Raw genomic sequence first — 14,366 nt, forward strand, 5'->3', positions numbered from 1 at the left:
CGCTTCGCGGCGCGGCTTAATTCAGCAACTGTCTTCCGACCAGCGGTCAGGCAGGCACTGCGGCTTCCCGCAGCAACTCATCGCGTCGCCGCGCATTGACGATCGTCAGCAGCTTGCGCATGCAGGCGACCAGCGCGACCTTGGCCAGCTTTCCGCGTGCGCGCAGTTGCCTGTAGTGCGCCTTCATCGTTTCGTCCCAGCGCACCGCCGACAGCGTGGCCATGTACAGGGCCACGCGCACCGGAGCCCGCCCACCACGGATCCGGCGTACACCACTGCTCTGGCCACTGTCTCGGTTCATCGGCGCCACGCCGACCAGGCGTGCGATCTGGCGGCGGGTCAACGCGCCCAGCTCCGGCAGCAGCGCCAGGCTGGTGGCCTGGAAGATCGGTCCAAGGCCCTTGCAGGAGCCCAGGGCCGGCGTTGCATGCGTGTCCAGCAGGACCTTCATTTGCTGGTCGATCGCCGCCAGCTCGCGGCGCAGGGCGGTCATGGTCTTCGCCGCCAGCGACCGGATCGGCCCCGGACACATCACCATCTGCTGGCGGTGGGCCTGCAGCGCCGTGACCACCTGGCCGCGTCGGCGCAGCCAGTCCCGAAGCTCGCGTTGCCAGGGCAACGGGGCGCGGTAGCGCTGCAGCCGGTCGGCGAACATGCTTGCCATCAGGCACAGCAGCCGGGCGTCGATGGCGTCGGTCTTGGCCACGTCCCCGGCGGCGCGTGCGAAGTTGCGGGCTTGGCGGGGATTGACCCGGGCCACCCACAGGCCGGCATCGCAGCAGACCTCCAGCAGGGGCTCTTCATAGCCACCGGTGGCCTCGACCATGATACGGGCCTGGTTCAGCCCCGCCAGCTGCCGGACCAGCTTGCGTATGCCTGCCGCGCTGTTGGCCACCCGCACCACCCTGGGCCGGCCCTCGATGGCCACGTCCAGGTTTGCCTTGCCCACATCGATGCCCACTGCCGTCATGCCCGTTCTCCGTTAGAGTTGGCCGGTCGAGAGCATCGCGCCCGAGCCCACGCTTATCAGTTCGAGGGAGACCTCGGTCAACTGTCCGGGCGCAGGGCGCGAGATCCGGCGTGCGGCCCCTGCTGAATTACGGTGCTGCTACACCGAGGCGTTATCGGGCGCGCACGCCGGGCTCTCGGCGCCTAAGCTAGGGGAAAATCAAGACATAAGGCGTTAGGCGGCATTGGAGCAAAGTTGGGTGGCGGTTTCTGTTTCGGCAGATCCACTGGCCGTTTTCCGGCCGGCTCCGGTCACCGCTCTTCACCGCTTCTGCTGCCGGCAAGCCCATAACTTCGGCCCTGGCGTCACGCCTGCCGCACTCGGTTTGCCGCTGGCTTCGGTGGTTCCGCGCGGCAGGCTTCACCGGGCAAGCCTCGTCCTGTGCGCTGTGGCATCATCAACTTTCGTTACGCAGTTCAAGGCGGGCGGTATCGGCTGACGGCAGGTTCTCTGCCAAAGCCGCCTAACAAATCATTCAAGCCGACGTTGCTTCGCAACGCGGCTTAATTCTGGCGTTAGGCGGTAGTGCCATAGGTGCGGTGCGGCTTCCTTCTTCGGCAAGCACCTTGGCGCTTCGGCGGTCGGCTCCGGGTCGCCGTCTTCACGTTCACCGCCATCGGACCGGTCGCCGCTTCGCCCTTTCGCTTCATCACCCCGCTGCGCTCGCTGCCTTCGGCTTCGGTTACATCCAGCGGTCAGTGCCTCGGGCAAGCCCCAAGCCCGCCATCTGTGGCATGCTCGGCTGGCGGCGGCAGTGCTGGGGAGCACAGTCCATGGTTTATCACCTCCTGGCACCACCGCCTAACAATTCATTCAAGCCGACGCCGCTCCGCGGCGCGGCTTAATTCAGGCGTTAGGCTTCTATATCAGACATCAGGGGGGATCATATGTACGAACAGCGAAAAGAACTCTACAAGAAGATTGAGAGATTCACAAAATCAAAAGTACTCTGCTACGTAACGGGAGACAGACAGAATCTTGGAATTCAAATTGCTCAAGACGTCGTTGACTACTTCGTACATCATCTCGATACAATTGGTGTAACAGACAAAATATGCCTCGTAATCTACTCCCGTGGAGGCGACCTTCTTGCTGGCTGGAATATCGTCAATCTAGTCAGACAATTCTGTGATGAATTAACAGTAATTATTCCGACAAAAGCACACTCAACTGCCACGCTTATCGCTCTTGGTGCCTCAAGCCTAATGATGACCAAGCAAGCAACACTTGGCCCTATTGATCCGAGCATCAACGGCCCGTTAAATCCCGCAGCTCCAGGGCCAAACCCTATGGCTCGTGTACCAGTTAGTGTTGAATCTGTCATTGGCTATTTCGATTTCGCCAAAAGCCTTGGAGTTACATCAGAAAGCGAGATGATGCAGCTTGTTGTAAACTTAGGCCACCAACTTAATCCGCTAGTTCTTGGGAACGTTTATCGCTCACGAACTCAAATCCGAATGCTTGGCAAGAGGCTTCTCTCAAGCCATATCAAAGATGAGAGCAAGGTTGACCGCATTCTTGACTTTCTTTGCAGTGACAGCGGGTCGCATGACTACACCATCAATCGACGTGAGGCTGCGAACCAACTCGGCCTAAAGATCAAGAAGCCAACTGAATCGCAGTACAAAATCATCAAAGCACTACACGATGATTACGCATCAGAACTGCAACTCCTCAGCCCGTACGACCCGAACCTTGTGCTAGGCCAAGATCCAGAAGTCGACTACATATTCACACGCGGCCTACTGGAGAGCGTAGAGGGTGGTTCGACAAAGTTCTCTAGCAAAGGTAAGCTACGGCGGGTCGCCGTTCCTACGCCGGCTGGCCAACAAGAAGCTACTGAGGATCGCCGCAGTTTCGAGGCTTGGCATCATGAAGACTAAATTTCACGTCACGTACTTAGACGCCACACCCTCTGCAAGACAGATACCCGCCCCTAGTTCTTGCTCGGCTCGCTATGTGAGCTACGCCCAACCATCCGCACTCATCTCTGATTCTCTTGATCAGATCATGAAGAATCACATTCTAGTTCGCGCGGATGAAGTGGTTACTGATTGGGCAATCTGCGATACGCAAATAGAAGCCTAACAATTCATTCAAGCCGACGCCGCTTCGCAGCGCGGCTTAACTCAGGCGTTAGGCCCATGCAAAGCAGAACGCCGCAGGCGGATGTTTATCCGTCTGCGGCATTTTCCGCATTACTCTTCGGCTAAAATCATAATTCCGCGCTTAGTGACTTGCACTCGTGCTTTCTGGCCTACTTTGAACCCTGCCGCTTGCAGCCAAGCGCTACTCAAACGCAGGAACGGCACTTGTCGCGGTCGGGTCCGACGCTCTATGTCTCTGTGCCGGCTCTCGTAGACCTGATAGCCAATTGTTAAAAAGCGCGGCTTCGGCTGTACAGTCTTTTTCTTTGCGGCCATAGTGGCCTCCTAGCGGTTTGTTGAGTTATGCCCCTGTTGAGAGGGCGACCGAGTACTTCAACACCGCCGCTAGACGGCCCCCAGCTTTCCCCGGCAAGCCGGGTCTTGTATGACTGGACGCTACTCGGCCATAGAAACTATGGACGCAAAAAAACCGCGTTTCAGTCGCGGGCACTGCTAGCGGAAGGTATGTTGAGTACCTTGGGTTAATCTAACGCCCTACCGGCTTGCGGTCAACTCGCGAGCAAGGGCCTAACAATTCATTCAAGCCGACGCCGTCCTTGGCTCCGTTGAACACTGCCGCGCCTGGGGCCATACTGCACTCGACAGGCCGCGGTCGGTGCGGCTTAATTCAGGCGTTAGAGGGCTTGGACTTGTACACCATCCCTGACCTAGAAAAGGCCAAAACAGAGCGCGAAGCTATCGAGGCTCGCTGGGATAACTACAGCGGCAACAATCCCAATAAATTCCACTCGGATAGGAATGCAGCTAAAGCAAAGGTCGACTTGATTGAAGCTCACTTAAAGTGCTCCGGAGACATCCCGCTATCCGAACACGAGATCGTGGAGCGAGAGCTGGATCATCTCTTTCCGGAGGCGAGGAGCAAGGAGGTCGTTGAGCACAAAGGCGTTCGTTATCAGCGGCGTTTCACACCAGCGGAGCATTCTCGCAGCGGCAACGTGACTCGTTGGCACAAGTCATGGGTGGCTGTTGTGCCATGAGTCAGCCGCCCTCTAACAATTCATTCAAGCCGACGCCGCTTCGCGGCGCGGCTTAATTCAGGCGTTAGGTGTGCATAGAGAGATCATCGACAACTCGACTCCGGCGCGAAAACGCCGCCAAACCAATACCCGTAACAGAGACTGGCCGGATCATTAAGTTGCTAATTGGCCCTGTTGTTACGGCAGTGATCTGGTTTGTCAGCACCATTATTGTAATCATCGTCTTCGTGGTCGCATCCATGCTCACCGGGCGCGCGGCCTAACAATCCATTCAAGCCGACACCCCTTCGCGGCTCGGCTTAACTCAGGCGTTAGGTGTGAGTGTGCGATATCGGCGACTGATTCCTTGGCTAACATTGCCGGCGGTTCCTGGCTGCAGTGCGAGCACTGCGGATGGCAATGGCCGTGCTCTGCGGTGTCCATCAAGGGCGGGTAGGCTTGGGACTCAGTTGGGGCGACATTGCTTCTGACAGCGTCCTCTGCTCTCGCGGTTCCTTTCTCGGCTCACGTTGCAAAGTGGCTGCCTTTCTTGGTTTTGGTCTGTCTCGCTGTTTTGGCCATTGGGCCTACTTGCGGAGTACCAAGTGCCGGGTGGCCGGCCAGGCGCTGCCGGACATACAGGTCGCGCTGGATTCCCCGGCCCATGTATCCACCGCGGTCGAGCGCCGGAATTCGATCAGGATTCCGCACCGCGGTGTAGGACTCGTGTCGGGTTGGCCGTACCACACAGCGATGGTTGCCCTGGTTTGCCGGGCGAGTGCCTTGGCGTCGGCATAACTCCGTCCATGGTGTGCTGATGACCTTGCCTTGAATCGGAGTAGTGCATTGAGTGCTGTCGTCGACAATCCGGCCCGCCCGACCGAGGCGCGGCTGCTGGAAATGGTGTTCCCCGACCATACCAACCACCTGGGTACGTTGTTCGGCGGCCAGGCGCTGGCATGGATGGACATGGCTTCGTTCATCGTGGCCTCGCGCTATGCGCGCTGCACGGTGGTGACCGCGCGTTCGGAGCAGGTGGACTTCCAGCAGCCGATCCGCAAGGGCGATCTGGTGGAGACGATCGCGCGCATCGTCAAGGTCGGGCGTACGTCCATGCATGTGGACGTGGAGGTAATTACCGAGAACCTGCTAAGCGGGAGCCGGGCGCTGTGCACGCGCGGCCATTTCGTGATGGTCGCGCTGGACGCGCAGGGCAAACCGACTCCGGCACCACCGCTGCCGCTGTCGGCGACGGGGGGCTGAGCGGGCGCGGATCGCCGCGCCGGCCGGGAGACGACCACATGCGGATCGTGCAGATCGAGATGCCGGCTCCCGTGCCGGCGGCGACGGTGGCGTTCTATCGCGATGTATTGGGCCTGCCGCTGGCGGACGACGGTGCGGTGCGGGTGGGCGCCAGTCGCCTGGTCGTGCGTCCGGGTGCAGCCAGCGCGCGCGCCTGGCACCTGGCCTTCAACATCCCGCGCAACCGGCTGGAGGCCGCGGCGGCATGGCTGGCGGCGCGCGTGCCGCTGCTGGCCGACGCGCACGGTGCCACGCGCTTCACCTTCGGTAATGCCTGGCGCTCGGAATCGGTGTACTTCGACGGCCCCGACGGGGCGGTGCTGGAACTGATCGCGCGCCAGCGCGTCGCGGCGGACGGGTATGGCGCATTCGGCCCGGAAGCGTTGCTGTCGATCAGCGAGATCGGCCTGCCGTGCGCGGACGTGGCGGCCACTGCCGCGGCCTGCACGGCGGTCTTCGGGCTCGGCCCGCTGTCCCCGCCCTCGCCGGTCTTCGCGCCGATGGGCGACGATGCCGGGTTGCTGATCCTCGGCGATGCGCAGCGGCGTTGGTTCCCCGACCAGACCCGCCTGCCGCGTGGCGATGGCCTGCGCGTGCACGTCCGGGACGTGCGCCCGGGCGTGCTGGCGGACGCGTCCGGCTGGCAGGTACGCGCGGACTGAAGGAAAGCCGGCGCAAGGCGCCGGCGCCGCGGCCATCGGCTTCGATATTTGAAATCCGGCGACGTGCCATGGCCGCGGCCGATGGATGTCATCCGGTGCTGTCGGGGGGGGGGCGGGACCTGCACCGGCCATGGCCGTGGTCGATGCGACCGCATGGCTGTCGGGATGTCGCGACCGGCGGCAGGCGGCAGGCGACGGCCTTCTCCGACAGGCGAGGGAGGCGAAAGATTCGCAACCTTAGATCCGCAATCCTCCTTCAGGTCGCATGCTCCCCGCCTATCCCGCCTATCCCGCCTATCCCGCCTATCCCCTCACGCCAGCGCGCGCGCCAGGTCCAGCAGGTGCTGCAGCACGATGCGCGGCTGCGGGTCCGGCAGCGTGGCCAGGGTCAGGCGCGCCACCGGCGCCGGTCCCTGGATGTCCAGGTAGCGCACGCCCGGCAGCTGCACCTGGGTCATCGCCTGCGGCACCACCGACACGCCCAGCTCGGCCGCCACCAGGTTGACGATGGAGGACATCTGCGGCGCCTCCTGGCTGATGTGCAGGGTGAAGCCGGCGCGCCGGCAGGCGTCCATGATCTCGTCGTACAGGCTGGAGCCAAAGCTGCGCGGGAACAGGATGAACGGTTCCTCGGCCAGGGCCTTCAGCGGCAGGCGCGCGTGCCGGGCCAGCGGATGGGCGGCCGGCACGGCGATCTTCATCGGCTCGTCGGGGAACTGCACGCGGTCCAGCTCGGTGGGGGTGGAGCGGCTGGGGCGTATGAACGCGGCGTCGATCTGGCCATCCAGCAGTTGCTTGAGCAGGCCGGCGGTGTTGGTTTCCTGCAGCACCAGGATCACCCCCGGCCAGGCGCGGCGGAAATTGCGGATCAGCGTGGGCACCACCGGGTTGAACGCGGCCGAGGCGGTGAAGCCGACCCGCAGGCGCCCGCGTTCGCCGCGGGCCACGCGCTGCACGGCGTCGGCCGCGGACTCCACGTCGGCCAGCACGCGGCGCGCGTCGGAGAGCAGTGCGCTCCCGGCCTCGGTCAGCTCCGCGCCCTGGTGGGTGCGGCGGAACAGCGGCGTGCCCAGTTCCTGCTCCAGGGCGCGGATCTGCTGGCTCAGCGGCGGCTGGGCGATGCCCACGCGCGCGGCGGCGCGGGTGAAGTTGCCTTCCTCGGCCACGGCCAGGAAGTAGCGCAGGTGGCGCAGCTCCATGGAGATACCTATTGAATATGGAGACGGCGGTCATCATATATTGGACACAAGGCTGGCGTGAGCGAATACTGCCGCCTTCCGAACCCCGACAAGCGCCGTGAACACCACCGTCCGTCCATCCGCGCTGGCCGCTGCGCAGGAGGACGCGCCCGATATCGGACGCATCCGCATCGCGCTGTTCCTGGCCGGCTTCGCCACCTTCTCGCTGCTGTACTGCGTGCAGCCGCTGCTGCCCGAGTTCGCCCGCGAGTACGGGGTGAGCGCGGCGGCCAGCTCGCTGCCGCTGTCGCTGGCCACCGGCTGCCTGGCGCTGGCGATCTTCTGCGCCGGCGCGGTGTCGGAGAACCTGGGCCGGCGCGGACTGATGTTCGTGTCGATGAGCCTGGCGGCGCTGCTCAACCTGGTCGCCGCGCTGCTGCCGCACTGGGGGTCGCTGGTGGTCGCGCGCGCGTTGTCCGGCATCGCCCTGGGCGGCGTGCCGGCGGTGGCGATGGTCTACCTGGCCGAGGAAGTGCCGGCCGCGCGCCTGGGGGCGGCGGTGGGCCTGTACGTGGGCGGCAACGCCTTCGGCGGCATGATGGGGCGGATCATGATGGGCGTGCTGACCGAGCATTTCGGCTGGCGCACCGCCATGGCCGCGCTGAGCCTGTTCGACCTGGTGCTGGCGGTCGGCTTCGTGCTGTTGCTGCCGCCCTCGCGCCATTTCGTGCGCCACCGCGGTGTGGACCTGCACTTCCACCTGCGCGCCTGGTACGGGCACCTGCGCCATCCGTTCCTGCCGCTGCTGTTCGCCATCTCCTTCGTGGTGATGGGCGTGTTCGTCAGCGTGTACAACTACGCCGGCTTCCGCCTGGGTGGGCCCGAGTTCGGCCTGAGCCAGAGCCAGATCAGCCTGATCTTCGCGGCCTACGTGTTCGGCATCGTCGGCTCCTCGATGGCGGGCTTCTCCTCCGACCGCTTCGGCCGCGGGCCGGTGGTCAGCGCCGGCGTGGCTGCCTGCATCGTCGGCCTGCTGTGCACGCTCGCCCACAGCCTGCCGCTGCTGATCGGCGGGGTGGTGCTGCTGACGATCGGCTTCTTCGTCGCCCACTCCGCGGCCAGCGCCTGGGTCGGCCGCATGGGCGGGGCGAACAAGGGCCACGCCGCCTCGCTGTACCTGCTGGCCTACTACGTGGGCTCCAGCGTGGTCGGCTCCAGCAGCGGCTGGTTCTGGCAGCACGGCGGCTGGAAGGCCCTGGTCGGCTTCGCCCTGGTCCTGCTGGTGGCGGCGATGCTGGCCGCGCGCCGGCTGCAGCGCCACGCCCCGGACGACACCCGCGCCGGCCCGCCCGGCGCCGGCCGCCCGATCCTGCCCACCGCCGAGCACTGAACATGATCCGCATCGACCACCTCGACCACCTGGTGCTGACGGTGGCCGACATCCCGGCCAGCTGCCGCTTCTACCACGACGTGCTCGGCATGGAGGTGGTGCGCTTCGGCGAAGGCCGCACCGCGCTGGCCTTCGGCGCGCAGAAGATCAACCTGCACCAGGCCGGCCACGAGTTCGAACCCAAGGCCCGCCGTCCGACCCCGGGTTCGGCCGACCTGTGCCTGGTCGCCGCCACGCCGCTGGAGCAGGTGCAGGCGCAGCTGGAAGCGGCCGGGGTGGCGATCGAATGCGGCCCGGTCGCGCGCACCGGCGCCACCGGCCCGATCCTGTCGCTCTACGTGCGCGACCCGGACGACAACCTGGTCGAACTCTGCAACTACGCGGATTGAACGTCCGCCGGCGGTAGCTGGCCGTTGTCCGCCAGGGCGGCACGGCAGCCGGGCGTGGTGGCCGGCGCGACGGACCGGGCCGTATGCTGGTGTCCCGTCCGCGCGAGGGTTGGCGATGCTGTCCACCGGTGAGATCGTCCTGCGCCTGCTGCTGGCCGCGCTGCTCGGCGCGGTGATCGGCATCGACCGCGGCCGCCTGGAGTGGGCCGCCGGCCTGCGTACCCACATGCTCGTATGCGTCGGCGCGGCGCTGGGCAGCCTGGTGTCGGCCTATGGCTTCCTGCCGCTGGCCGGGCAGCCGGGCATCTCGCTGGACCCCTCGCGCGTGGCCTCGCTGGTGGTCAGCGGCATCGGCTTCGTCTGCGCCGGCACCATCATGTTCCTGCAGCGCGAACAGGTGATCCGCGGCCTGACCACCGCCGCCAGCCTGTGGGCGGTGGCGATGATCGGCCTCGCCGCCGGTGCCGGCCTGTATGCCGCGGCGATGCTGGCGACGGCCTTGTCGTGGATGATCCTGGCCCTGCTCAAGCCGCTGGAAATGCGCTGGCTGCAGCGCACGCCGGGCAACGGCCTGCGGGTGACGCTGGCGCGCGGTTCGTCGCTGGCCAAGGTGGAGGCGGCCTTGTCCGACCTGCACGTGCCGGTGACGCAGATCGTGCTCGAGCGCCGCGACGACCGCGAGGATACGGTCGAGGTGATGTGCCCGCCGTTGCTGGGCCGCAAGCGCCTGCTCGAGGTGGCCGACCGCCTCGGCGATGTCGAGGGCATCACCTCGGTCGGGCTGCTGGGGGCGGAGGAGCCAGGGCGCCCGCCGCGCGGTTGAGGCGGCGGCGCGGGTGCCGTCTTCCCGGCGTTGCCCACTGTGGCCCGGGGAAGTTCTGTCGCCGGGACGGCAGTGCCTCGAGCGTCCGGCTCCCGGCATGCCGGGACCCTGCCGTGACTCGGATCGCGGCTTGCGCGCCGGACCTCGGTTCTCATCGTCCCCGTGCAGGCGGGGACCGCGGGACGTTCACGCAGACCGAGGCAACGTCCACGGGTGCCCGCCTGCGCGGGAGCGACGACCAGGGGTTTCTCCAGACACCTGTGCACGGAGGCGGAAACGCCCTTCTGCGGCTGAACGACTGATCGTCCAGGGACCTCTGCGGTGAAATCGGCCAGCTACGAGCTTTTTCGTCAGCCAGCTACGAGATCTCTCGGTAGCCTCATCCAGCGAAGCACAGGCACTGGGCCCCCGCCTGTGCGGGAACGGCGAGTACACAGATGCCGGCGTCACGATCCGAGTCTCGTCGTTGCCAAGCGACGTCGCAACAACGTTGCCGCATACCCTCGCGGACAAGGCAGGAAAACTTCTCCAGTGGGTAGTGCGCCTTCGCGGGGCCGACGGGACAAGGTCTGGCGCGCGCGACTCGATCCGGATTCCAAGAATGCCTGGGCAGGCCAGGAGCCTTGCGGTCCAGGCATTCGATGTGTCCCAGCGCCGAAACTTTTCCAGACAGTGAGTCAGCCGTGTCGGAAGGCGGCCATCCTGGCCGGGCGCGGCGTGCGCGGCACCGTGCCGAAGCGGGTCGGGAACGGCACCCTTCGACGCGGGCGGGGATGCCGGCGAACTCCCGGCATCCCCGCCGCCCTCGCTCAGGCCGCCTGTGCCTGCTGCGCGCGCAGGATCCGTGCCGCCTCCACCATCGCCGTCAGCGCGGCGCGGGTCTCGTCCCAGCCGCGGGTCTTCAGGCCGCAGTCGGGGTTGACCCACAGCTGCTCGGGCGCGAGCACGTCGCGCGCCTTCTCCAGCAATTCCACCATCTCGGCCACGCCGGGCACGCGCGGGGAATGGATGTCGTACACGCCCGGGCCGATCTCGTTGGGGTAGCGGAACCTGACGAACGCGTCGAGCAGTTCCATGCGCGAGCGCGAGGTCTCGATCGAGATCACGTCCGCATCCATCGCCGCCACCGCCTCGATGATGTCGTTGAACTCGGAGTAGCACATGTGGGTGTGGATCTGGGTGGCATCGCGCACCCCGCACGAGGCGATGCGGAAGCTCTCCACCGCCCAGTCCAGGTAGGCCTGCCAGTCGCCGCGGCGCAGCGGCAGGCCCTCGCGGATGGCCGGCTCGTCGATCTGGATGGCGCCGATGCCGGCCGCCTCCAGGTCGCGGACCTCGTCGCGCAGCGCCAGCGCGATCTGCCGGCAGGTCTGCGCGCGCTCCTGGTCGTCGCGCACGAACGACCACTGCAGCACCGTCACCGGGCCGGTCAGCATGCCTTTCATCGGCCTGTCGGTCAGCGACTGCGCGTACTGCGACCAGCGCACCGTCATCGGCGCCGGCCGCGCGACGTCGCCGTAGATGATCGGCGGCTTCACGCAGCGGCTGCCGTAGCTCTGCACCCAGCCCAGCTTGGTGAAGGCGAAGCCGTCGAGCTGCTCGCCGAAGTACTCGACCATGTCGTTGCGCTCGAACTCGCCGTGCACCAGCACGTCCAGCCCGACCTGCTCCTGGAAGCGCACGCAGCGCTCGGTCTCGGCCTCGAGGAAGGCGGCGTAGTCGGCGTCGGAGAGCTTGCCGGACTTGTTCCGCGCCCGCGCCTCGCGCACGGCGTGGGTCTGCGGGAACGAACCGATCGTGGTGGTCGGGTAAAGCGGCAGGTCCAGCGCGGCGTGCTGGGCGACGCGGCGCTGCGGATACGGCGAGGCGCGCCGGGCCGCATCCGGCCCGAGCGCGGCCAGGCGGCGGCCGACCTCGGCCCGGTGCACCCGCGGCGAGCGCCGGCGCGACTGGATCGCCGCCCGCGCCTGTTCCAGCGCCGGCTCGGCTTCGGGCTTGCCGTCCAGCGCGTCGGCCAGGGTGCGCAGCTCGCCGAGCTTCTGCCGGGCGAAGGCCAGCCAGCCATGCAGTTCGGGATCCAGCGACTTCTCCTGCGCCAGATCCACCGGCACGTGCAGCAGCGAGCACGACGGCGCCAGCCACAGGTTGTCCGCGCCGACGTGGCCCTGCGCGTAGCGCGCCAGGGTCAGCGCGTTGTCCAGCGGCGCACGCCAGATGTTGCGGCCGTTGACCAGGCCGGCGGACAGCACGCGCCCGGGCGGCAGCGCCTTGAGCACGGCGTCGAGCTGTTCCAGCCCGCGCACCAGGTCCACGTGCAGGCCCTCCACCGGCAGCGCCGTGGCCAGTTCCAGGTTGTCGCCGAGCGCGCCGAAGTAGGTGGCCAGCAGCAGCTTCGGCCGCGCCGCCTGCGCCAGGAACTCGTAGGCACGGCGGAAGGCCGCGCGCGCGGCCTCGTCCAGGTCCAGCACCAGCGCCGGCTCGTCGATCTGCACCCACTCGGCGCCGGCCGCGTGCAGCTTGCCGAGCAGTTCGGCGTAGACCGGCAGCAGGCGCTCGAGCAGGGCCAGGCGGTCGCTGCCATCGCTGGTCTTGGACAGCAGCAGGAAGGTGACCGGGCCGATCAGCACCGGCCGGGTGGCGATGCCCAGCGCCCGCGCTTCGAGAAACTCGGCCAGCGGCTTGTCGCCGCGCAGCGCGAACGGCTGGCCGGCGTGCAGCTCGGGGACGATGTAGTGGTAGTTGGTGTCGAACCACTTGGTCATCTCCAGCGCGTGCAGGTCCACGCCGTCGGCCTGGTGGCCGCGCGCCATGGCGAAGTAGCCGGCCAGCGGATCGGCATCGGCCAGCGCGCGGTAGCGCCCGGGGATGGCGTCGAACAGGAACGCGGCATCGAGCACCTGGTCGTACAGGCTGAAGTCGTTGCTCGGCGGCAGGTCCACGCCGGCTTCGCGCTGCAGTTGCCAGTGGCGCGCGCGCAGTTCGCGGGCGGCGGCCTGCAGCTGTGCGGCGTCGGTCTCGCCGCGCCAGTGGCTTTCCAGCGCGCGCTTGAGTTCGCGCCGCGCGCCGATGCGCGGGAAGCCCAGGTTGGTCACGATCGTCATGGTGTGTGTGTCCTCATTGCATCGGTGGCATTGAGGAACGAAGGAACCGCGCGCCGCGTCCCGCTCGCACGGGAACCCGCCACGCCAGCGACCTTCGCCCCCGCGGGCGAACCGGAAGCCTTGCGGGCAGGGACGGAGGGCGCACGCGGCGGACCGCGGACGCAGGCTCCGGCCCGCCTCCCGCGAGGCAGCCAGGTCGAAACGAAGGACGCTCGTGTCCTCCGGCCGGGGCCGGTATTCGGGCTGATGGACATGGGCACGCGATGCGTGCGCCGCCTACTGTCCGCCGCTTCCCGGCATCGCCTTGCGGCTGCGCCAGTGCTGTTGACGGAGGTCGTTTCCATTCACCGCTGCGGGGCAGCTCCGGAATGGGCCGATGCCTTGCGGCATGCGGCCGTCACCGGATTCCCGTTTAAATCCATCCCTTCATCCGAATGAAGCGATGGATACCTTCGGCGGGCGCAGGTTAGGCGCCGCCGCCGGCGCGGTCAAGCGCGATGCGGATGCCGGCGCCGCGGCGCGTTCAGGGCAGGGGACCGAACAGGTCGCCGGTCGTGCCGGGCACGATCGCCGCCGGATAGACGGGCCGGCCGTGCGCGTCGGCGCGCATGGCCGGGCTGGCCTGCGCGGCGGTGGCGCCTTCGGCACCGAGCCAGGCCACGGCCTCGCCGGCCTGCAGCAGGTGGTCGGCGATGATCCGGCGGTGGCAGTGCCGCCAGTCGCCTTCGGCGCACATGAACGCGCACGGCGCCTGCCGTGCCAGCGCACGCAGGCTGGCCAGCCCGCGCGCGAATGCCGGGCCCAACGCGTAGTCGGCGTAGTGGTGCAGTGCCGGCTCGCGCCAGTACGCGTTGGTCGCCGCCGGCACGCCCTGCGGACCGCGGCGGTTGCCCAGCGCCGGCAGGTGGCGGTAGCCGATGCCGGCCAGCCCCAGCGCCGTGGCGAGGGCGTCGTCGTTGTACTGCGGCACGTGGCGCGAGCGCGGCACCGCGCGCACGTCGGCCAGCCAGCGCACCCCGGCACCCTGCAACAGCGCGAGGAAGCGTTCCAGCGGCAACGTCGAGTGGCCGATGCCGTACAGCACCGCTAGCGTCCCGCCGCGCCGGCGCGGCACGGCGGCCGGCACGGCGGTGAGGCCGGCCTGCGGGCGCGGCGGCGCATCAGGCCGGTTCGTCCGGGATCAGCGCGCTTTCCAGGCGGGCGATGCAGTCCTTGAGCTGGAGCTTGCGCTTCTTCAGGCGCTTGATCGCCAGTTCGTCCCCCTGCGGATCGGCCGCGCGGCGGGCGATGTCGGTGTCCAGCAGACGGTGTTCCCGGCGCAGGTCGGCCAGGCGGGCGGCGAGGTCGGGAGCATCGGACAGGTCCACGGCCCGACTTTACACCGGCCG

General features: G+C 67.1%; 13 protein-coding genes and 1 riboswitch. Of the genes, 7 read left to right on the forward strand and 6 right to left on the reverse strand.

The annotated features are described in order from the left end of the window. Positions 1 to 46: 46 nt before the first annotated feature. Positions 47 to 970: an IS110 family RNA-guided transposase gene (locus BN3794_RS01830; RefSeq protein WP_066092200.1), complete on the reverse strand. Its 924-nt coding sequence runs from the start codon at positions 968 to 970 to the stop codon at positions 47 to 49. A gap of 926 nt (positions 971 to 1,896) precedes the next feature. Between BN3794_RS01830 and BN3794_RS15715 the strand changes: the two genes are divergently transcribed. Next, on the forward strand, positions 1,897 to 2,892 hold the full coding sequence (locus BN3794_RS15715; RefSeq protein WP_078059527.1) for an SDH family Clp fold serine proteinase: 996 nt from the start codon (positions 1,897 to 1,899) through the stop codon (positions 2,890 to 2,892). Between the two features lie 315 nt (positions 2,893 to 3,207). Here BN3794_RS15715 and BN3794_RS15720 read toward each other — a convergent pair whose 3' ends face one another. Next, positions 3,208 to 3,432 carry a SymE family type I addiction module toxin gene (locus BN3794_RS15720; RefSeq protein ID WP_078059528.1) on the reverse strand — a complete coding sequence of 75 codons (225 nt, stop codon included), beginning with the start codon at positions 3,430 to 3,432 and terminating at the stop codon, positions 3,208 to 3,210. 368 nt (positions 3,433 to 3,800) lie between these two features. Between BN3794_RS15720 and BN3794_RS16190 the strand changes: the two genes are divergently transcribed. The 3 genes from BN3794_RS16190 (at position 3,801) to BN3794_RS01840 (ending at position 6,097) form a co-directional block, all read left to right on the forward strand. Next, positions 3,801 to 4,154: a hypothetical protein gene (locus BN3794_RS16190; protein ID WP_160330878.1), complete on the forward strand. Its 354-nt coding sequence runs from the start codon at positions 3,801 to 3,803 to the stop codon at positions 4,152 to 4,154. Positions 4,155 to 5,033: 879 nt separating this feature from the next. Then, a complete protein-coding gene (locus BN3794_RS01835; protein ID WP_066093258.1) occupies positions 5,034 to 5,396 on the forward strand; it encodes an acyl-CoA thioesterase in 363 nt (120 codons plus the stop codon). Positions 5,397 to 5,434: 38 nt separating this feature from the next. Next, positions 5,435 to 6,097 carry a VOC family protein gene (locus BN3794_RS01840; protein WP_066092500.1) on the forward strand — a complete coding sequence of 221 codons (663 nt, stop codon included), beginning with the start codon at positions 5,435 to 5,437 and terminating at the stop codon, positions 6,095 to 6,097. Positions 6,098 to 6,408: 311 nt separating this feature from the next. On the opposite strand, the gene BN3794_RS01845 is transcribed toward BN3794_RS01840, so the two are convergent. Then, the gene (locus BN3794_RS01845) at positions 6,409 to 7,296 is read right to left on the reverse strand and encodes a LysR family transcriptional regulator (RefSeq protein ID WP_066092503.1); all 888 of its coding nucleotides are present in this window, start codon (positions 7,294 to 7,296) and stop codon (positions 6,409 to 6,411) included. Positions 7,297 to 7,393: 97 nt separating this feature from the next. Between BN3794_RS01845 and BN3794_RS01850 the strand changes: the two genes are divergently transcribed. From BN3794_RS01850 to BN3794_RS01860, 3 genes are all read left to right on the forward strand, one after another. Beyond that, positions 7,394 to 8,665, forward strand: coding sequence for an MFS transporter (locus BN3794_RS01850; RefSeq protein WP_066092508.1), 1,272 nt, complete (start codon positions 7,394 to 7,396; stop codon positions 8,663 to 8,665). A 5-nt stretch (positions 8,666 to 8,670) separates the two neighbouring features. Beyond that, complete coding sequence (locus BN3794_RS01855) at positions 8,671 to 9,054, forward strand: VOC family protein (protein ID WP_187128031.1); 384 nt, start codon at positions 8,671 to 8,673, stop codon at positions 9,052 to 9,054. A gap of 115 nt (positions 9,055 to 9,169) precedes the next feature. Beyond that, positions 9,170 to 9,877, forward strand: coding sequence for an MgtC/SapB family protein (locus BN3794_RS01860; protein WP_066092513.1), 708 nt, complete (start codon positions 9,170 to 9,172; stop codon positions 9,875 to 9,877). Between the two features lie 809 nt (positions 9,878 to 10,686). Here the strand turns inward: BN3794_RS01860 and metE are convergent. From metE to BN3794_RS01875, 3 genes are all read right to left on the reverse strand, one after another. Beyond that, positions 10,687 to 12,978: a 5-methyltetrahydropteroyltriglutamate--homocysteine S-methyltransferase gene (metE, locus tag BN3794_RS01865; protein WP_066092516.1), complete on the reverse strand. Its 2,292-nt coding sequence runs from the start codon at positions 12,976 to 12,978 to the stop codon at positions 10,687 to 10,689. A 212-nt stretch (positions 12,979 to 13,190) separates the two neighbouring features. Then, positions 13,191 to 13,448, reverse strand: a riboswitch (cobalamin riboswitch). Between the two features lie 53 nt (positions 13,449 to 13,501). Then, entirely contained in the window at positions 13,502 to 14,062 is a 561-nt protein-coding gene (locus tag BN3794_RS01870; RefSeq protein ID WP_147675618.1) for a DUF488 domain-containing protein, read from the reverse strand. 76 nt (positions 14,063 to 14,138) lie between these two features. Next, a complete protein-coding gene (locus BN3794_RS01875; protein ID WP_066092519.1) occupies positions 14,139 to 14,345 on the reverse strand; it encodes a YdcH family protein in 207 nt (68 codons plus the stop codon). Positions 14,346 to 14,366: the final 21 nt, after the last annotated feature.

Origin of the sequence: Xanthomonas massiliensis, assembly GCF_900018785.1 — a bacterium.
In the GTDB taxonomy this organism is placed as follows: domain Bacteria; phylum Pseudomonadota; class Gammaproteobacteria; order Xanthomonadales; family Xanthomonadaceae; genus Xanthomonas_B; species Xanthomonas_B massiliensis.

Coding starts and splice junctions, on each gene's coding strand:
- BN3794_RS01830 (WP_066092200.1), bottom strand. CDS start 970: ATGACGGCAGTGGGCATCGATGTGGGCAAGGCAAACCTGGACGTGGCC.
- BN3794_RS15715 (WP_078059527.1), top strand. CDS start 1,897: ATGTACGAACAGCGAAAAGAACTCTACAAGAAGATTGAGAGATTCACA.
- BN3794_RS15720 (WP_078059528.1), bottom strand. CDS start 3,432: ATGGCCGCAAAGAAAAAGACTGTACAGCCGAAGCCGCGCTTTTTAACA.
- BN3794_RS01835 (WP_066093258.1), top strand. CDS start 5,034: ATGGTGTTCCCCGACCATACCAACCACCTGGGTACGTTGTTCGGCGGC.
- BN3794_RS01840 (WP_066092500.1), top strand. CDS start 5,435: ATGCGGATCGTGCAGATCGAGATGCCGGCTCCCGTGCCGGCGGCGACG.
- BN3794_RS01845 (WP_066092503.1), bottom strand. CDS start 7,296: ATGGAGCTGCGCCACCTGCGCTACTTCCTGGCCGTGGCCGAGGAAGGC.
- BN3794_RS01860 (WP_066092513.1), top strand. CDS start 9,170: ATGCTGTCCACCGGTGAGATCGTCCTGCGCCTGCTGCTGGCCGCGCTG.
- metE (WP_066092516.1), bottom strand. CDS start 12,978: ATGACGATCGTGACCAACCTGGGCTTCCCGCGCATCGGCGCGCGGCGC.